The organism is Streptomyces sp. NBC_00162 (genome assembly GCF_024611995.1).
GTDB lineage: Bacteria > Actinomycetota > Actinomycetes > Streptomycetales > Streptomycetaceae > Streptomyces.
On the sequence record NZ_CP102509.1, the window covers coordinates 3,955,567 to 3,974,559 of the forward strand.

The window sequence follows — 18,993 nt, forward strand, 5'->3', positions numbered from 1 at the left end:
ACGCCGAACCCTGAACCCTGACCTCTGAAGGGCCGCACCATGGACATCCCCGCGATCGGCGACGCCGAGGAACTCTCCTGCGACGTCCTCGTCATCGGCGGCGGCACCGCCGGGACGATGGCCGCGCTCACCGCCGCCGAGCGCGGCGCGCGGGTGCTGCTCCTGGAGAAGGCGCACGTCCGCCACTCCGGCGCCCTGGCCATGGGCATGGACGGGGTCAACAACGCCGTCGTCCCCGGCCGCGCCGAGCCCGACGACTACGTCGCCGAGATCACCCGCGCCAACGACGGGATCGTCGACCAGTCGACCGTCCGCCAGACCGCCACCCGCGGGTTCGCGATGGTGCGGCGCCTGGAGTCGTACGGGGTGAAGTTCGAGAAGGACGAGCACGGCGAGTACGCGGTGCGCCAGGTCCACCGCTCGGGCTCGTACGTCCTGCCCATGCCCGAGGGCAAGGACGTCAAGAAGGTCCTCTACCGGCAGCTGCGGCGCCGCGAGATGCGCGAGCGGATCCGGATCGAGAACCGGGTGATGCCGGTACGGGTCCTCACCTCGCCCGAGGACGGCCGGGCGATCGGCGCCGCCGCCTTCAACACCCGCACCGGCGCCTTCGTGACCGTGCGCGCCGGGGCCGTGATCCTGGCGACCGGCCCCTGCGGGCGGCTCGGACTGCCGGCCTCCGGCTACCTCTACGGCACGTACGAGAACCCGACCAACGCGGGCGACGGCTACGCGATGGCCTACCACGCGGGCGCCGCGCTGACCGGGATCGAGTGCTTCCAGATCAACCCGCTGATCAAGGACTACAACGGGCCGGCCTGCGCGTACGTCGCGAACCCGTTCGGCGGCTACCAGGTCAACCGGCACGGCGAGCGCTTCGTGGACTCCGACTACTGGTCGGGCCAGATGATGGCGGAGTTCGCCGCCGAACTCGCCTCGGACCGGGGCCCGGTCTACCTCAAGCTCAGCCACCTCCCGGAGGAGTCGGTGGCCTCCCTCGAATCGATCCTGCACACCACCGAACGGCCGACGCGCGGCACCTTCCACGCGGGCCGCGGCCACGACTACCGCACCCACGACATCGAGATGCACATCTCGGAGATCGGCCTGTGCGGGGGCCACTCCGCCTCGGGAGTCCGCGTCGACGACCACGCCCGGACCACCGTCCCGCGGCTGTACGCGGCCGGGGACCTGGCCTCGGTGCCGCACAACTACATGATCGGGGCCTTCGTCTTCGGCGACCTGGCGGGTGCGGACGCCTCCCGCCACACCGCCTACGAGGGCGTGTTGCCGGCCGACCAGCTGACGGCGGCCCACGAGCTGGTCTACCGCCCCCTGCGCAACCCGGACGGGCCGCCGCAGCCTCAGGTGGAGTACAAGCTGCGGCGGTTCGTGAACGACTACGTGGCGCCGCCGAAGACGGGCGCGAAGCTCTCGCTCGCCGTCGAGGCCTTCGACCGGATGACGGGCGAGATCGCGGAGATGGGCGCGACCACGGCGCACGAGCTGATGCGGTGCGCGGAGGTGTCCTTCATCCGGGACTGCGCGGAGATGGCGGCCCGCTCCTCGCTGGCCCGTACGGAGTCCCGCTGGGGCCTCTACCACGAGCGCCTCGATCATCCGGAGCGGGACGACGCGGGCTGGCTGTACCACCTGGACCTGCGCAAATCGGCCACGGGAGCGATGGAGTTCACCGCCCGGCCGGTCGAGCCCTACCTGGTCCCGGTGGACGGGTTCGCCCCGGCCGGCGGTCCCTCGCGGCACCTGGGCGAGGTCGCGCTGACCCCGGTGGCGACGGCGGGCCCGCGCGAGGCGGCTCCGGCGGCCCGCACCCCGGCCATGCCGGTCCCGGATCCGGCGCTCGCCCCCGGGAGCTCCCCGGGAGCCTCGCCGCGGATCGTGGAACTCCTCGCCCTGGCCGAGGAGTCACCGGACCTGGCCGCCCTGACGCCGTACCTGGCCGACCCCGATCCGTCGGTACGGGCCGCAGCGGTGGCCGCGCTCGGCGAGACCGTCCCCGAGGGGGCCGGGCCCGCGCTGGCCGCCCGCCTCGGCGACACGGCTCCCGCCGTACGGGCGGCCGCCGCGGCCGCGCTGCGCGAGCTGGTGGAGGTCCTGCCGGGCGAGCCGGAGCTGGGGGCCGGGCTGCGCGCCGCCCTCGCGGTGCCCGACCCCGCGGTGCGCTCGGCCGCGCTCGAAGCCCTGCGGGCGCTCCGGCTGGGCGATGCGGAGCTGTACGCCGCCTCGCTGGCCGATGCCGACCCGGAGGTCCGCATCCACGCGGTCCGGGGGCTGGTCGCGGTGGACGCGGTCCCGGTGCTGGCCACGGCCGCGGCGGACCCGGCCCGCGAGGTCCGGGTGGCCGTGGCCAGGGGCCTGGCCGCGGTGCACGCCCCGGCCCCGGCACCCCTGGACCCGCTGCTGGCCGACCCGGACCCGCTGGTGCGCGGCGCCGCCCTGGCCGCGCTGGCCTCGGTCGGCTGCCCTGACGGGTACGCCCGTACTGCGGTGGCGGCCCTGGCCGACGCGGCCTGGCAGGTCCGGGCGGGGGCGGCGGCCGGGCTGTCGGCGGCCGCCCCGGAATCGGCTGTGCCGGCTCTGGCCGAGGCCTTGGCCGACGCCAACGCGGACGTCCGCAAGGCAGCGGTGCTGTCCCTGCTGGCCCACCGGGACACCGCGGAGGCCCGGACCGCGCTCGCCACGGCGGTCACGGACCCGGACGCGGACGTCCGCGCGTACGCGGCCCGCGCCTGAGGGGCGCCGGGGGCCCCGTTCGGAGGCGCGCCGCGTGCGGCGGGCGGGACGGGCCGGGATGGTGGACGGACGAATGGAAGCGGGAACCCGTACCCCGTACCCCCACCGCGAGGAGCCCCCGCCATGTACGTACGCAGTCTGAAGACCGTCCTCGCCTGTGCGGCCGCCGTGTCGCTCGGTCTGGCCGCAGTGGCTCCGGCCCACGCGGTCGAGGGGCCCGCGCCCGACCCGCGCAACCCCAAGGCCATGAGGGACATGGCGACGGCCATCGCGGTGACGGCCAAGTACGTGGACGAGCGGGAGGCCCTCAAGGACGGGTACGTCCCGCACGGCGAGGCGTGCATGACCAACCCGTTCGGGGTGGGCTCCATGGGCTACCACTACGTCAAGCAGGCCAACTGGGGCTCGATGGACCCCGCCAGGCCGACCGCGCTCCTCTACAGCACCGAGAAGGACCGCAACGGCCGTCGCAAGCTCCAGACCGTGGAGTGGATGTACACCGACCGGGACCAGGACCTGAAAACGGCCGATGACCGTCCGAGCATGTTCGGGCTGCCCTTCGACGGGCCGATGCCGGGCCACTGGGCGGGCATGCCCAAGCATTACGACCTGCACATGTGGGCGTACAAGGACAACCCGGCCGGGCGCTTCCACAACTGGAACCCCGCGCTGACCTGCCCCAAGAAGAGCCCGGCCGCGGGGGGAGCCGGGCACGCGCACGGCCGCTAGCGGGTGCCCGCACGACGAAGGGCCCGGCTCCCCCGAAGGGGGCCGGGCCCTGTCCCGTACGGCGAACCGGTCAGCGGACGAAGGTGCTCGCCTGGCCCGCCAGGTCCAGGAAGTACTGCGGGGCCACACCCAGGACCAGGGTCACCGCGACGCCCACCGCGATCGTCGTCATCGTCAGCGGCGAGGGGACGGCCACGGTCGGGCCGTCGGCCTTCGGCTCGCTGAAGAACATCAGGACGATCACCCGGATGTAGAAGAACGCGGCGATCGCGGACGAGATGACACCGACCACGACCAGCGCACCCGCACCGCCCTCCGCCGCCGCGCTGAACACGGCGAACTTGCCCGTGAAGCCCGACGTCAGCGGGATGCCGGCGAAGGCCAGCAGGAACACCGCGAAGACCGCCGCGGTCAGCGGCGAGCGGCGGCCCAGACCCGCCCACTTGGACAGGTGCGTCGCCTCCCCGCCCGCGTCGCGCACCAGCGTGACCACCGCGAAGGCGCCGATCGTCACGAAGGAGTACGCGGCCAGGTAGAAGAGGACCGCCTGGATGCCCTCCGCCGAGGTGGCGATCACACCGGCCAGGATGAAGCCCGCGTGCGCGATCGAGGAGTACGCCAGCAGCCGCTTGACGTCCGTCTGGGTCACGGCGATCACCGCACCCGCCAGCATCGTGACGATCGCGACGCCCCACATCACCGGCCGCCAGTCCCACCGCAGGCCGGGCAGGACCACGTAGAGCAGACGCAGGAGGGCGCCGAACGCGGCCACCTTCGTCGCCGCCGCCATGAACCCGGTGATCGGGGTCGGAGCGCCCTGGTAGACGTCCGGGGTCCACATGTGGAACGGGACCGCGCCGACCTTGAAGAGCAGGCCCGTCAGGATCAGCGCCCCGCCGATCAGCAGCAGCGCGTCGTTGCCCATGGTGTCGGCCAGCGCCGGGTCGACCTTCACGACCGTGCCGTCCACGACGTCGGCGATCGTCGCGTACGAGACCGAGCCCGCGTACCCGTAGAGCAGCGCGATGCCGAAGAGGAGAAAGGCGGAGGAGAAGGCACCCAGCAGGAAGTACTTGACCGCGGCCTCCTGCGACATCAGCCGCTGGCGGCGGGCGACGGCGCAGAGCAGGTACAGCGGGAGGGAGAAGACCTCCAGCGCGATGAACAGCGTCAGCAGGTCGTTGGCCGCCGGGAAGATCAGCATTCCGGCGATCGCGAACAGTGCCAGCGGGAAGACCTCGGTGGTGGTGAACCCGGCCTTGACGGCGGCCTTCTCGCTCTCGCTGCCCGGTACGGACGCCGCCTGGGCGGCGAAGGAGTCCACCCGGTTGCCGTGCGCGGCCGGGTCGAGGCGCCGCTCGGCGAAGGTGAAGACCGCGACGATCGAGGCCAGCAGGATGGTGCCCTGCAGGAACAGCGCCGGGCCGTCCACGGCGATGGCGCCCATCGCCGCGATGTGCGCCTTGGTGCTCCCGTACCCGCCGGCCGCGAGGCCGACGACCGCCGCGAAGGCCGCGGCCAGCGCGGCGACGGCGAGGAACACCTGCACGTAGTAGCGGGACTTGCGCGGTACGAAGGCCTCGACGAGGATCCCGAGGACCGCCGCGCCCACCACGATCAGCGTGGGCGCGAGCTGTGCGTACTCGATGACCGGTGCCGGGATCCGGTCGACCGGGGCTTCGGCCGCGAGCGGCCACAGGCTGTGGGCGGAAGTCAGTGTGCTCACTTCGCCGCCTCCACTTCAGGTGCGGGGTCCGTCTGCTTCACGTCCGACATGGTGTGCTCCACCGCCGGGTTGACGATGTCGGTGAGCACCTTCGGGTACACGCCCAGCCCGATCAGCAGCGCGATCAGCGGGGCGACCACCAGCACCTCCCGCAGGCGCAGGTCCGGCATGGTGCGGACCTCCTCCTTCACGGGGCCGGTCATCGTGCGCTGGTAGAGCACCAGCGTGTAGAGGGCGGCCAGCACGATGCCGATGGTGGCGATGATGCCGACGACCGGGTACCGGGCGAACGTGCCGACCAGGACCAGGAATTCGCTGACGAAGGGCGCGAGCCCCGGCAGCGAGAGGGTGGCGAGGCCGCCGATCAGGAAGGTGCCGGCGAGGACCGGGGCCACCTTCTGCACGCCGCCGTAGTCGGCGATGAGCCGCGAGCCGCGCCGCGAGATCAGGAAGCCGGCCACCAGCATCAGCGCCGCCGTCGACAGTCCGTGGTTGACCATGTAGAGGGTGGCGCCGGACTGGCCCTGGGAGGTCATCGCGAAGATGCCCAGGATGATGAACCCGAAGTGCGAGATCGAGGCGTAGGCGACCAGCCGCTTGATGTCGCGCTGGCCGACCGCGACCAGCGCGCCGTAGACGATGCTGATCAGGGCCAGGACCAGGATCACCGGCGTGGCCCACTTGCTGGCATCGGGGAAGAGGCCGAGGCAGAAGCGGAGCATCGCGAAGGTGCCGACCTTGTCGACGACCGCGGTGATGAGCACGGCGACCGGGGCGGTGGCCTCGCCCATCGCGTTCGGCAGCCAGGTGTGCAGCGGCCACAGCGGGGCCTTCACCGCGAAGGCGAAGAAGAAGCCGAGGAACAGCAGCCGCTCGGTGTTGGTCGCCATGTCGAGCGTGCCCGCGGCGCGGGCGGCGGCGATCTCCTGGAGCGAGAAGTTCCCGGCGACCACGTACAGCCCGATGACGGCGGCCAGCATGATCAGGCCGCCGACCAGGTTGTAGAGGAGGAACTTGACCGCCGCGTACGAGCGCTGCGCGGCCGCGTTCTCGTCCGAGCCTGAGTGCGCCCGGTCCCCGAAGCCGCCGATGAGGAAGTACATCGGGATGAGCATGGCTTCGAAGAAGATGTAGAAGAGGAAGACGTCGGTGGCCTCGAAGGAGATGATCACCATCGCCTCGACCAGCAGGATCAGGGCGAAGAAGCCCTGCGTCGGCCGCCACCGGGACGAGGCGGTCTCCAGCGGGTCGGCGTCGTGCCAGCCGGCCGCGATCACGAAGGGGATCAGGAGCGCGGTGAGCCCGATGAGCACCACCCCGATCCCGTCCACCCCCAGCTCGTAGCGGACGCCGAAGTCGGCGATCCAGGACCGGGATTCGGTGAGCTGGTAGCGGGCGCCACCGGGCTCGAAGCGGATCGCGACGAGCACGGCCAGGGCCAGGGTCGCCAGCGAGAAGAGCAGGGCGAGCCACTTGGCGGCGGTCCTGCGGGCGGCCGGGACGGCCGCCGTCAGGATCGCACCGACCGCGGGGACCGCGGCCGTCACCGTCAGAAGCGGGAAACTCATCTCACACCGCCCTCATCAGCAGGGTCGCGGCGATCAGGATCGCCGTGCCCCCGAACATCGAGACCGCGTAGCTGCGGGCGTAGCCGTTCTGCAGCTTGCGCAGCCGGCCCGACAGTCCGCCGACCGAGGCGGCCGTACCGTTGACCACCCCGTCGACCAGACTGTGGTCGACGTACACGAGCGAGCGGGTCAGGTGCTCCCCGCCGCGCACCAGCACGACGTGGTTGAAGTCGTCCTGGAGGAGGTCCCGCCGGGCCGCCCGGGTGAGGAGCGAGCCGCGCGGGGCGATGACCGGGACGGGCCTGCGGCCGTACATCGACCAGGCGATGACGACGCCGACTACCAGGACCGCCATGGTGGCCAGGGTCACCGTCATGGCGCTGACCGGCGGGTGGCCGTGCGCGTAACCGGTCACCGGCTCCAGCCAGTTCAGGAAGCGGTCGCCGATCTCGAAGAAGGCGCCGGCGAAGACCGAACCGAAGGCCAGGATGACCATCGGGATGGTCATGGACTTCGGGGACTCGTGCGGGTGCGGCTCGTGTCCCTCGGCGTCGGTCTGCCAGCGCTTCTCGCCGAAGAAGGTGAGGAGCATGACGCGGGTCATGTAGAAGGCGGTGATGCCGGCGCCCAGCAGGGTGACCCCGCCGAGGATCCAGCCCTCGGTGCCGCCCTTCGCGAAGGCCGCCTCGATGATCAGGTCCTTGGAGAAGAAGCCGGACAGGCCCGGGAAGCCGATGATGGCCAGGTACCCGAGGCCGAAGGTGACGAAGGTGACGGGCATGAACTTCCGCAGCCCGCCGTACTTGCGCATGTCGACCTCGTCGTTCATCCCGTGCATCACGGAACCGGCGCCGAGGAAGAGGCCCGCCTTGAAGAAGCCGTGCGTCACCAGGTGCATGATCGCGAAGACGTAGCCGATCGGGCCGAGGCCCGCCGCCAGGATCATGTAGCCGATCTGCGACATCGTCGACCCGGCGAGGGCCTTCTTGATGTCGTCCTTCGCGCAACCGACGATCGCACCGAAGAGCAGCGTGACCGCACCCACGATGGTGACCACCAGCTGGGCGTCCGGCGCCGCGTTGAAGACGGCGGCCGAGCGGACGATCAGGTACACGCCCGCCGTCACCATCGTCGCCGCGTGGATCAGGGCCGAGACCGGGGTCGGGCCCTCCATCGCGTCGCCGAGCCAGGACTGCAGCGGAACCTGGGCCGACTTGCCGCAGGCGGCCAGCAGCAGCATCAGGCCGATCGCCGTCAGCTTGCCTTCGGACGCCTCGCCCACCGCGCCGAACACCGGCCCGAAGGTGAAGGTCCCGAAGGTGGTGAACATCAGCATGATCGCGATCGACAGGCCCATGTCGCCGACGCGGTTGACCAGGAAGGCCTTCTTCGCGGCCGTGGCCGCGCTGGGCTTGTGCTGCCAGAAGCCGATCAGGAGGTACGAGGCGAGGCCCACGCCCTCCCAGCCGAAGTACAGCAGGAGGTAGTTGTCGGCGAGGACCAGCAGCAGCATGGCCGCGACGAACAGGTTGAGGTAGCCGAAGAAACGGCGGCGGCGCTCGTCGTGCTCCATGTACCCGATCGAGTACACGTGGATGAGCGTGCCCACCCCGGAGATCAGCAGGACGAAGGTCATCGACAGCTGGTCGAGCTGGAAGGCCATGTCCGCCTGGAAGCCCTCGACGGGGATCCAGGTGTACAGGTTCTGGTGCAGGGTCCGGTCATCGGCCCCGCGGCTCAGCATGTCGGCGAACAGTACGGCGCCGATCCCGAAGGAGACGGCCGCGAGCAGGGTGCCGATCCAGTGGCCGGTCTTGTCGAGGCGCCGGCCGCCGCACAGCAGCACCACCGCTCCGAGCAGGGGCGCCGCGATCAGCAGCGCAATCAGGTTCTCCACAGCGACCCCTTACAGCTTCATCAGGCTGGCGTCGTCGACCGAGGCCGAGTGGCGGGTACGGAACAGCGACACGATGATCGCCAGGCCGACCACGACCTCCGCGGCGGCGACGACCATCGTGAAGAACGCGATGATCTGGCCGTCGAGGTTGCCGTGCATCCGCGAGAAGGCGACGAAGGCGAGGTTGCAGGCGTTGAGCATCAGCTCGACGCACATGAACAGCACGATCGCGTTCTTGCGGATCAGCACTCCGGCCGCACCGATGGTGAACAGCAGGGCCGCCAGGTACAGGTAGTTGACCGGATTCACTTCGAGGCCTCCTCACGGCCGAGGCGCTCCGAGGACGCCTGCTCCAGTGCCTTGAGGTCGTCGAGCGCCTCGCTGGAGACGTCGCGGATCTGGCCGCGGGCGCGCAGCGTCTTGCTGACCGTCAGCTCGGACGGGGTGCCGTCCGGCAGCAGGCCGGCGACGTCCACCGCGTTGTGCCGGGCGTAGACGCCGGGCGCGGGCAGCGGCGGGAGCTGCACGCCCTCGCGGACGCGCTTCTCGGCGAGCTCGCGCTGGGTGGCGGCCCGCTCCGTGCGCTCGCGGTGGGTGAGCACCATCGCGCCGACGGCCGCGGTGATCAGCAGCGCGCCGGTGATCTCGAAGGCGAAGACGTACTTCGTGAAGATCAGCTGCGCCAGGCCCTCGACGTGTCCGGCGGAGTTGATCCGGCCGAGCCCGTTGAAGTGGGTGAGGTTGGCGTGGCCGATGCCGGCGATCAGCAGGGTGCCGAAGCCGAGCCCGCACAGGACGGCCAGCCAGCGCTGCCCCTTGATGGTCTCCTTCAGGGAGTCGGCGGCGGTGACGCCGACGAGCATGACCACGAAGAGGAAGAGCATCATGATCGCGCCGGTGTAGACGATGACCTGGACGACGCCCAGGAAGTACGCCCCGTTGGCGAGGTAGAAGACCGCCAGGATGATCATCGTCCCGGCCAGGCTGAGGGCGCTGTGCACGGCCTTCTTCATCAGGATCGTGGCCAGCGCGCCGATGACGGCGACCGTGCCGAGGACCCAGAACTGGACCGCCTCGCCCGTCGAGGTCAGGGTGGCGGCGGCGAGGGCGCTCATGCCTCCACCTCCTCGGCGGTTTCCGCGACTTCACCCTTGGAGACGGCCACCTGCCGGACCGTGCCGGGGGCGGCCCCCGTCACCAGTCCGCGGTAGTAGTCCGTGTCCTCCGTGCCGGGGAACATCGAGTGCGGCGCCTCGACCATGCCCTCGGTGAGCCCGGAGAGCAGCTGCTCCTTGGTGTAGATGAGCGATTCGCGGCTGGAGTCGGCCAGTTCGAACTCGTTCGTCATGGTCAGCGCCCTGGTCGGGCACGCCTCGACGCACAGCCCGCACAGGATGCAGCGGGCGTAGTTGATCTGGTAGACCGCGCCGTACCGCTCGCCCGGGGAGTAGCGCTCCTCCTCCGTGTTGTCCGCGCCCTCCACGTAGATGGCGTCGGCGGGACAGGCCCAGGCGCACAGCTCGCACCCGATGCACTTCTCCAGACCGTCCGGGTGCCGGTTCAGCTGATGCCGTCCGTGGAAGCGCGGGGCGGTGGTCTTCTGCGTCTCCGGGTACTGCTCGGTGAGCCGCTTCTTGAACATGGCCTTGAAGGTCACGCCGAAGCCGGCCACCGGGTTCTGCCACTTCTCGCTCTTGTCGGCGTCAGACATTCTCAGCACCCTCCTCTCGGTCACTGTCAGTATTCGCTCCGCCACTGACAATCAGCTCTCGCTCTGCGCGAGGCCGTCGGCGCGGTACGGGTGCCAGGTGCTGGCCCGGCTTGGGCGGTACGGGGAACCCGCCCGCGAGCGGGTCGAAGGGCTCGGCCGCGGCGGCTTTGCCGGCCTCCTCGGCGGCGGCCTTCTCGCGCTTGTCGCGGAAGAGGTCCGCGACGAAGGAGAGGAGCAGGATCGCCACGACGGCGCCGCCGACGTAGAGGACGATCTCGCTGAAGTCGTACTGCTCGTTGCGCAGCGCCCGGACGGTCGCGACCAGCATCAGCCAGACCACGGAGACCGGGATCAGGACCTTCCAGCCGAGCTTCATCAGCTGGTCGTAGCGCACGCGCGGCAGCGTGCCGCGCAGCCAGATGAAGAAGAACAGCAGCAGCTGGACCTTGATGACGAACCAGAGCATCGGCCACCAGCCGTGGTTCGCGCCCTCCCAGAAGGTGCTGATCGGGTACGGGGCCCGCCAGCCGCCCAGGAAGAGGGTGACCGAGACCGCCGAGACGGTGACCATGTTGACGTACTCGGCGAGCATGAACAGCGCGAACTTGATGGACGAGTACTCGGTGTTGAAGCCGCCGACCAGGTCGCCCTCGGACTCCGGCATGTCGAAGGGGGCGCGGTTCGTCTCGCCGACCATCGTGATGACGTAGATGATGAAGGACACCGGCAGCAGGACGATGTACCAGCGGTCCGCCTGGGCTTCCACGATCGCCGAGGTCGACATCGACCCGGAGTAGAGGAAGACCGAGGCGAAGGCCGCGCCCATCGCGATCTCGTAGGAGATCATCTGCGCACAGGAGCGCAAGCCCCCGAGGAGCGGGTAGGTCGAGCCGGAGGACCAGCCCGCCAGCACGATGCCGTAGATGCCGACCGAGGCCACCGCGAGGATGTAGAGCATCGCGATGGGCAGGTCGGTCAGCTGCATCGTGGTGCGCTGGCCGAAGATGGAGATCTGGTCGTCCGCGGGCCCGAAGGGGATCACCGCGATGGCCATGAAGGCCGGGATCGCCGCGATGATCGGGGCCAGGACGTAGACCACCTTGTCGGCCCGCTTGACGATGAGGTCTTCCTTGAGCATCAGCTTCACGCCGTCGGCGAGCGACTGGAGCATGCCCCAGGGGCCGTGCCGGTTCGGGCCGATGCGCAGCTGCATCCAGGCGACGACCTTGCGCTCCCACACGATGGAGAACAGCACGGTCACCATCAGGAAGGCGAAGCAGAACACCGCCTTGATGAGGACGAGCCACCAGACGTCCTTGCCGAACAGGCTCAGGTCCTCGGCGGCAAGCTGTACCGCGTTCACGCGCCCACCTCCGCAGTGGTGTCGCCGGTGCCGGCCGGGGTCGCGGGGCCGATCCGGACCAGGGTGCCCGGGCGGGCGCCGGTGTCGGCGAGGACCCCGGAGCCGGTGGAGTTCAGCGGGAGCCAGACCACGCGGTCGGGCATTTCGGTGATCCGGAGCGGGAGTTCCACGGAGCCGGCCGGGCCGGTGACCGCGAGGACGTCCCCGTTCTTGACGCCCGTCTCGGCCGCCGTGGCCGCCGAGAGCCGGGCGCTCGCCTCGTGCCGGGTGCCGGCCAGGGCCTCGTCGCCCTCCTGGAGCAGGCCCTGGTCGAGGAGGAGCCGGTGGCCCGCGAGGACGGCCTCGCCGGTGCCCGGGCGGGGCAGCGGCGCGGTGTCCGCGGACTGCTCGGCGGCGCGCTCCCCGGCCCACGGGCCGAGCCCGTCGAGCTCGCGGCGTACGGCGTGTACGTCGGGCAGCGCGATCGGCCGGTCCGCGGCGTCGGCCAGCATGTGCAGCACGCGGGCGTCGGCCGGGGCGAGCCGGCGGGTCATCTGGTCGGGCTTGAGCGCCGCCTCGAACGGCCTTACCCTGCCCTCCCAGTTGATGAAGGCGCCGGCCTTCTCGACCACCGCGGCCACCGGGAAGACCACGTCCGCGTGCTCGGTGACCTCGCTGGGCCGCAGTTCCAGGGAGACCACGAAGGCCTCCTGGAGGGCGGTCCGCGCGCGGGCCGGGTCCGGCAGGTCCGCGACCTCGACGCCCGCCACCAGCAGGGCGGACAGTTCGCGCGTGGCCGCGGCCTCGACGATCTGGCCGGTGTCGCGGCCGTAGCGGTGCGGGAGTTCGTCCAGGCCCCAGGCCGTGGCCACCTCGTCGCGGGCCCGCGGGTCGGTGGCCGGGCGGGCGCCGGGCAGCAGCGACGGCAGCGCGCCCGCCTCGACGGCGGCCCGTTCACCGGCCCGGCGCGGGATCCACACCAGCGTGGCCCCGGTCGCGGCGGCGGCCCGTACGGCGGCGGTCAGCGCGCCGGGCACCCCGGCGAGGCGCTCCCCGACGACGATGACCGCACCGGTCTGGCGCAGCGCGTCGGCGGCGGCCGCGCCGCCCGCCTCCAGCCCGGACCGCGAGGCGAGTGCGTCCAGCCACTCGGGCTCGGTGCCGGGGGCGGCGGCCAGCAGGGTGCCGCCCGCCTTCTCCAGGCCGCGGGTGGCGAAGGGGGCGAGGGCGAAGGTCCGCTGCTTGTGCTTGCGGTGGGCCTTGCGCAGCCGCAGGAAGACCCCGGGGGCCTCCTCCTCGGACTCGATGCCGACGAGCAGGACGGCGGGCGCGGCCTCTAGCGAGGTGTACGTGACCCCCGCACCGTCGAGGTCCTTGCCGGTGCCGGCCACGGTGGCGGCCAGGAAATCGGCCTCCTCCGCGCTGTGGACCCGGGCCCGGAAGTCGATGTCGTTCGTGTCGAGCACCACCCGCGCGAACTTGGCGTACGCGTAGGCGTCCTCGACGGTGAGCCGCCCGCCGGTCAGCACCCCGGCCCGGCCGCGCGCGGAGGCGAGACCGTTCGCCGCGGCCTCCAGCGCCTCGGGCCAGCTCGCCGGCTCCAGGACACCGGCGGCGCTGCGCACCAGCGGGGTGGTGAGCCGGTCCCGCTGCTGTGCGTAACGGAATCCGAAGCGGCCCTTGTCGCAGATCCACTCCTCGTTGACCTCGGGGTCATCCGCGGCCAGCCGGCGCAGCACCTTGCCGCGGCGGTGGTCGGTCCGGGTCGCGCAGCCGCCCGCGCAGTGCTCGCACACGCTCGGGGAGGAGACGAGGTCGAAGGGGCGGGAGCGGAACCGGTACGCGGCGGAGGTGAGGGCGCCGACGGGGCAGATCTGGATGGTGTTGCCGGAGAAGTACGACTCGAAGGGGTCGCCCTCGCCCGTGCCGACCTGCTGGAGCGCGCCGCGCTCGAGCAGCTCGATCATCGGATCGCCGGCGATCTCGTTGGAGAAGCGGGTGCAGCGCGCGCACAGCACGCACCGCTCGCGGTCCAGCAGCACCTGCGTGGAGATCGGGACCGGCTTCTCGTACGTCCGCTTCTTCCCCTCGAAACGGGACTCCGCGTTGCCGTGCGACATCGCCTGGTTCTGCAGCGGGCACTCGCCGCCCTTGTCGCAGACCGGGCAGTCCAGCGGGTGGTTGATGAGCAGCAGCTCCATCACCCCGCGCTGGGCCTTGTCCGCTACATCGGAGGTGAGCTGCGTCTTGACGACCATGCCGTCGGTGCAGGTGATGGTGCAGGAGGCCATCGGCTTGCGCTGGCCCTCGACCTCGACGATGCACTGGCGGCAGGCGCCGGCCGGGGAGAGGAGCGGGTGGTCGCAGAACCGGGGGATCTCGACGCCGAGCTGCTCGGCGGCCCGGATGACCAGGGTCCCCTTGGGCACCGACAGTTCGACGCCGTCGATGGTCAGCGACACCAGATTCTCCGCTGGCACCGCAGGCTCCCCGCCACCGGCGGGAGCGTTCGTGGTGACGGTCATGCGTTCACCTCCGTGTCAGCCCAGAGGGTCGACTTCTTGGGGTCGAAGGGGCAGCCCTTGCCCGTGATGTGCTGCTCGTACTCCTCGCGGAAGTACTTGAGCGAGGAGAAGATGGGGCTGGCGGCGCCGTCGCCGAGCGCGCAGAAGGACTTGCCGTTGATGTTGTCGGCGATGTCGTTCAGCTTGTCGAGGTCGGACATGACGCCCTTGCCGGCCTCGATGTCGCGCAGCAACTGGACCAGCCAGTACGTGCCTTCGCGGCAGGGTGTGCACTTGCCGCAGGACTCGTGGGCGTAGAACTCGGTCCACCGGGTCACGGCCCGCACCACGCAGGTGGTCTCGTCGAAGCACTGGAGCGCCTTGGTGCCGAGCATCGAGCCGGCCGCGCCCACTCCCTCGTAGTCGAGCGGGACGTCGAGGTGCTCGTCCGTGAACATGGGGGTGGAGGAGCCGCCCGGGGTCCAGAACTTCAGCCGGTGCCCGGGCCGCATCCCGCCGCTCATGTCGAGCAGCTGGCGCAGGGTGATGCCGAGCGGGGCCTCGTACTGGCCGGGGCCCGCGACGTGCCCGGAGAGCGAATACAGCGTGAAGCCGGGGGACTTCTCGGTCCCCATCGACTTGAACCAGTCCTTGCCCTTGTTCAGGATCGCGGGAACCGAGGCGATGGACTCCACGTTGTTGACGACAGTGGGGCACGCGTAGAGCCCCTCCACGGCAGGGAAGGGAGGACGCAGCCGGGGCTGACCGCGCCGGCCTTCGAGGGAGTCGAGCAGAGCCGTCTCCTCGCCGCAGATGTACGCGCCCGCTCCCGCGTGCACCGTGATGTCGAGATCGAGCCCGCTCCCCAGAATGTCCTTCCCGAGGTATCCGGCCTCGTACGCCTCGCGCACCGCCTCGTGCAGGCGCCGCAGGACCGGTACGACCTCGCCGCGCAGGTAGATGAAGGCGTGCTGCGAGCGGATCGCGTAGCAGGCGATGATCATTCCCTCGATGAGGGAGTGCGGGTTGGCGAAGAGGAGGGGGATGTCCTTGCAGGTTCCCGGCTCCGACTCGTCCGCGTTCACGACGAGGTAGTGCGGCTTTCCGTCGCCCTGCGGGATGAACTGCCACTTCATTCCGGTGGGGAAGCCCGCGCCGCCGCGTCCGCGCAGACCCGAGTCCTTCACGTAGGCGATGAGGTCGTCCGGGGTCATCGCGAGGGCCTTGCGCAGGCCCTCGTAGCCCTCGTGACGCCGGTAGGTCTCCAGCGTCCACGAAGCGGGCTCGTCCCAGAAGGCCGACAGGACGGGTGCGAGGAGCTTCTCCGGGCTGGTCCCTCCCCCGGCCTCCGGCCGGGAGGTACCCCCATGACTTTCCTTGGAAGACACGGACATCACTCCCCTCCCTCGGACTTGGTCTCGCCGCGCGTCTCGCCACGGGACTCGCCGCGCGGGTGCACGATCGAGGTGTGCGGGGACTCGCCGCGCGCGATGCGCAGGCCGATCAGGGAGGCGGGGCCCGCTCCGCCGCTCGCCTCGACCGCGCCCTCGCGCTCGTCCGGGAAGCCCGCCAGGATCCGGGCGGTCTCCTTGTAGGTGCACAGCGGCGCGCCCCGGGTCGGCAGGACCTCGCGGCCGGCCAGCAGGTCGTCCACCAGGGCCTTGGCGGACTCGGGGGTCTGGTTGTCGAAGAACTCCCAGTTGACCATCACCACGGGGGCGAAGTCGCAGGCCGCGTTGCACTCGATGTGCTCGAGGGTGACCTTGCCGTCGGGGGTGGTCTCGTTGTTGCCGACTCCGAGGTGCTGCTTGAGCTCGTCGAAGATGGCGTCGCCGCCCATGACCGCGCACAGGGTGTTCGTACAGACGCCGACCTGGTAGTCGCCGGAGGGCTTGCGCCGGTACATCGTGTAGAAGGTGGCCACGGCCGTGACCTCGGCGGTGGTCAGGCCCAGTACGTCGGCGCAGAAGCGGATGCCGGTGCGCGAGACGTGGCCCTCCTCCGACTGGCAGAGGTGGAGCAGGGGCAGCAGCGCGGAGCGGCTGTCGGGGTAGCGGGCGATGACTTCCTGCGCGTCCGCTTCGAGCCGGGCGCGCACCTCGGCCGGGAAGTCGGGGGCGGGAAGCTGGGGCATCCCCAACTGGATGTCGGTCATCGGTCGACGCCTCCCATCACGGGGTCGATGGAGGCGACGGCGACGATGACGTCGGCGACCTGGCCGCCCTCGCACATCGCTGCCATGGCCTGAAGGTTGGTGAAGGACGGGTCGCGGAAGTGGACCCGGTAGGGACGCGTGCCGCCGTCGGAGACGACGTGCACCCCGAGCTCGCCCTTGGGTGACTCGACGGCCGCGTACACCTGCCCGGCCGGTACCCGGAAGCCCTCGGTCACCAGCTTGAAGTGGTGGATGAGGGCCTCCATGGAGGTGCCCATGATGTTCTTGATGTGGTCGAGCGAGTTGCCGAGCCCGTCGGGGCCCATCGCCAGCTGCGCCGGCCAGGCGATCTTCTTGTCGGCGACCATCACCGGGCCCGGCGCCAGCCGGTCCAGGCACTGCTCGACGATCCGCAGCGACTGGCGCATCTCCTCCAGGCGGATCAGGAAGCGTCCGTAGGAGTCGCAGGTGTCGGTGGTCGGCACGTCGAACTCGTAGTTCTCGTAACCGCAGTACGGCTCCGACTTGCGCAGGTCGTGCGGCAGGCCGGCGGAGCGCAGGATCGGGCCGGTGGCGCCCAGCGCCATAGCGCCGGTGAGGTCGAGGTAGCCGACGTCCTGCATGCGGGCCTTGAAGATGGGGTTGCCGGTGGCAAGCTTGTCGTACTCCGGCAGGTTCTTCTTCATGGTCTTCACGAACTCGCGCAGCTGGTCGACGGCGCCCGGGGGCAGGTCCTGCGCCAGGCCGCCGGGGCGGACGAACGCGTGGTTCATGCGCAGTCCGGTGATCAGCTCGAAGACGTCGAGGATCAGCTCGCGGTCGCGGAAGCCGTAGATCATGATCGTGGTCGCGCCCAGCTCCATGCCGCCGGTGGCGATGCACACCAGGTGGGAGGAGAGCCGGTTGAGCTCCATCAGCAGGACGCGGATGACGGTGGCGCGGTCCGGGATCTGGTCGGTGATGCCGAGCAGCTTCTCGACGCCGAGGCAGTACGCCGTCTCGTTGAAGAACGGCGTCAGGTAGTCCATGCGCGTCACGAAGGTGGTGCCCTGCGTCCAGTTCCGGAATTCGAGGTTCTTCTCGATGCCGGTGTGCAGGTAGCCGATGCCGCAGCGGGCCTCGGTGACCGTCTCGCCGTCGATCTCCAGGATCAGGCGGAGCACGCCGTGGGTGGACGGGTGCTGCGGGCCCATGTTGACGACGATCCGCTCGTCGTCCGCCTTGGCCGCCGACTGGACGATCTCGTCCCAGTCGCCGCCGGTCACGGTGTAAACGGTGCCTTCGGTCGTCTCGCGCGCGGAGGCGTGGTCGGCGGAGGCGTGATTCGAAGTGGACATCAGCTGTACGACCTCCGCTGGTCGGGAGCCGGGATCTGGGCGCCCTTGTACTCGATGGCGATGCCGCCGAGCGGGTAGTCCTTGCGCTGCGGGAAGCCCTGCCAGTCGTCCGGCATCATGATCCGGGTGAGGGCCGGGTGCCCGTCGAAGATCAGGCCGAAGAAGTCGTACGTCTCGCGCTCGTGCCAGTCGTTGGTCGGGTAGACCGCAACGAGCGAGGGGACGTGCGGGTCGCTGTCCGGGACGGACACCTCCAGCCGCAGGACGCGGCCGTGGGTGAGCGAGCGCAGGTGGTAGACGGCGTGCAGCTCGCGGCCTTTGTCTCCGGGGTAGTGCACGCCGGAAACGCCGGTGCAGAGCTCGAAGCGCAGGGCCGGGTCGTCGCGCAGGGTGCGCGCGACGCGCACGAGGTGCTCGCGGGCGATGTGGAAGGTGAGCTCGCCCCGGTCGACCACGGTCTTCTCGATGGCGTTCTCGGGGACCAGGTCCTGCTCCTCCAGGGCGCCTTCGAGTTCGTCGGCCACCTCGTCGAAGTAGGAGCCGTAGGGGCGGCTGGTCGCGCCGGGCAGGGCCACGGTGCGGACCAGGCCGCCGTAGCCGCTGGTGTCGCCGCCGTTCGCGGCCCCGAACATGCCCTTGCGGACGCCGATGACCTCGGGGCCGCTCGCGCGCGGGGCGGGGACGTTGTCGCCGTTCTCCGGCTCTCGGGTCTCGCTCACCGGAGCAGCCCCTTCATCTCGATGGTGGGGAGGGCCTTGAGGGCCGCCTCCTCCGCCTCACGGGCCGCCTCTTCCCGGTTCACGCCGAGCTTCGATCCCTGGATCTTCTGGTGGAGCTTGAGGATCGCGTCGATCAGCATCTCGGGGCGCGGCGGGCAGCCGGGCAGGTAGATGTCCACCGGGACGATGTGGTCGACGCCCTGGACGATCGCGTAGTTGTTGAACATTCCGCCCGAAGATGCACAAACCCCCATGGAAATGACCCATTTGGGAGCCGGCATCTGGTCGTACACCTGTCGCAGCACCGGCGCCATCTTCTGGCTGACCCGGCCGGCCACGATCATCAGGTCGGCCTGGCGGGGGGAACCCCGGAAGACCTCCATGCCGAAGCGGGCCAGGTCGTACCGGCCCGCTCCGGTGGTCATCATCTCGATGGCGCAGCAGGCCAGGCCGAAGGTCGCGGGGAAGACGGATGACTTGCGCACCCAGCCCGCTGCCTGTTCGACGGTGGTCAGCAGAAAGCCGCTCGGCAGCTTCTCTTCCAGTCCCAT

The 18,993-nt window shown here is 70.7% G+C and carries 15 protein-coding genes; 2 read left to right on the top strand and 13 right to left on the bottom strand.

The window, feature by feature from the left end; translation table 11 throughout:
• Positions 1 to 39: 39 nt before the first annotated feature.
• Positions 40 to 2,754, top strand: coding sequence for a fumarate reductase/succinate dehydrogenase flavoprotein subunit (locus JIW86_RS18340; RefSeq protein ID WP_257554863.1), 2,715 nt, complete (start codon positions 40 to 42; stop codon positions 2,752 to 2,754).
• 123 nt (positions 2,755 to 2,877) lie between these two features.
• Positions 2,878 to 3,483 carry a hypothetical protein gene (locus tag JIW86_RS18345; RefSeq protein ID WP_257554864.1) on the top strand — a complete coding sequence of 202 codons (606 nt, stop codon included), beginning with the start codon at positions 2,878 to 2,880 and terminating at the stop codon, positions 3,481 to 3,483.
• Between the two features lie 70 nt (positions 3,484 to 3,553).
• Here JIW86_RS18345 and nuoN read toward each other — a convergent pair whose 3' ends face one another.
• Genes nuoN through JIW86_RS18410 form a run of 13 tightly spaced genes read right to left on the bottom strand, consistent with a single transcriptional unit; the run spans position 3,554 to position 18,993 of the window.
• A complete protein-coding gene (nuoN, locus tag JIW86_RS18350; RefSeq protein ID WP_251064495.1) occupies positions 3,554 to 5,200 on the bottom strand; it encodes an NADH-quinone oxidoreductase subunit NuoN in 1,647 nt (548 codons plus the stop codon).
• Positions 5,201 to 5,205: 5 nt separating this feature from the next.
• Complete coding sequence (locus JIW86_RS18355; protein ID WP_257554867.1) at positions 5,206 to 6,777, bottom strand: NADH-quinone oxidoreductase subunit M; 1,572 nt, start codon at positions 6,775 to 6,777, stop codon at positions 5,206 to 5,208.
• Between the two features lies 1 nt (position 6,778).
• Positions 6,779 to 8,674 carry an NADH-quinone oxidoreductase subunit L gene (gene nuoL, locus JIW86_RS18360; RefSeq protein WP_257554868.1) on the bottom strand — a complete coding sequence of 632 codons (1,896 nt, stop codon included), beginning with the start codon at positions 8,672 to 8,674 and terminating at the stop codon, positions 6,779 to 6,781.
• Positions 8,675 to 8,683: 9 nt separating this feature from the next.
• Positions 8,684 to 8,983, bottom strand: coding sequence for an NADH-quinone oxidoreductase subunit NuoK (nuoK, locus tag JIW86_RS18365; protein ID WP_030864698.1), 300 nt, complete (start codon positions 8,981 to 8,983; stop codon positions 8,684 to 8,686).
• A complete protein-coding gene (locus tag JIW86_RS18370) occupies positions 8,980 to 9,789 on the bottom strand; it encodes an NADH-quinone oxidoreductase subunit J (protein WP_215143076.1) in 810 nt (269 codons plus the stop codon). Before JIW86_RS18370 ends, nuoK begins: the two co-directional genes overlap by 4 nt.
• Positions 9,786 to 10,385 (bottom strand): NADH-quinone oxidoreductase subunit NuoI, encoded by a 600-nt coding sequence (gene nuoI, locus JIW86_RS18375; protein ID WP_257554870.1) that lies wholly within the window; start codon positions 10,383 to 10,385, stop codon positions 9,786 to 9,788. The genes JIW86_RS18370 and nuoI overlap by 4 nt, the downstream gene beginning before the upstream one ends.
• A complete protein-coding gene (gene nuoH / locus JIW86_RS18380; RefSeq protein ID WP_257554872.1) occupies positions 10,378 to 11,748 on the bottom strand; it encodes an NADH-quinone oxidoreductase subunit NuoH in 1,371 nt (456 codons plus the stop codon). Before nuoH ends, nuoI begins: the two co-directional genes overlap by 8 nt.
• A complete protein-coding gene (locus tag JIW86_RS18385) occupies positions 11,745 to 14,252 on the bottom strand; it encodes an NADH-quinone oxidoreductase subunit G (protein ID WP_257554873.1) in 2,508 nt (835 codons plus the stop codon). Before JIW86_RS18385 ends, nuoH begins: the two co-directional genes overlap by 4 nt.
• Positions 14,249 to 15,625 carry an NADH-quinone oxidoreductase subunit NuoF gene (gene nuoF / locus JIW86_RS18390; protein ID WP_215143089.1) on the bottom strand — a complete coding sequence of 459 codons (1,377 nt, stop codon included), beginning with the start codon at positions 15,623 to 15,625 and terminating at the stop codon, positions 14,249 to 14,251. The genes JIW86_RS18385 and nuoF overlap by 4 nt, the downstream gene beginning before the upstream one ends.
• Positions 15,625 to 16,386 carry an NADH-quinone oxidoreductase subunit NuoE gene (gene nuoE, locus JIW86_RS18395; RefSeq protein WP_215143091.1) on the bottom strand — a complete coding sequence of 254 codons (762 nt, stop codon included), beginning with the start codon at positions 16,384 to 16,386 and terminating at the stop codon, positions 15,625 to 15,627. Before nuoE ends, nuoF begins: the two co-directional genes overlap by 1 nt.
• Positions 16,383 to 17,723 (bottom strand): NADH-quinone oxidoreductase subunit D, encoded by a 1,341-nt coding sequence (locus tag JIW86_RS18400; RefSeq protein WP_215143093.1) that lies wholly within the window; start codon positions 17,721 to 17,723, stop codon positions 16,383 to 16,385. Before JIW86_RS18400 ends, nuoE begins: the two co-directional genes overlap by 4 nt.
• Complete coding sequence (locus tag JIW86_RS18405; protein ID WP_257554874.1) at positions 17,723 to 18,442, bottom strand: NADH-quinone oxidoreductase subunit C; 720 nt, start codon at positions 18,440 to 18,442, stop codon at positions 17,723 to 17,725. The genes JIW86_RS18400 and JIW86_RS18405 overlap by 1 nt, the downstream gene beginning before the upstream one ends.
• Entirely contained in the window at positions 18,439 to 18,993 is a 555-nt protein-coding gene (locus tag JIW86_RS18410; RefSeq protein WP_215143098.1) for a NuoB/complex I 20 kDa subunit family protein, read from the bottom strand. Before JIW86_RS18410 ends, JIW86_RS18405 begins: the two co-directional genes overlap by 4 nt.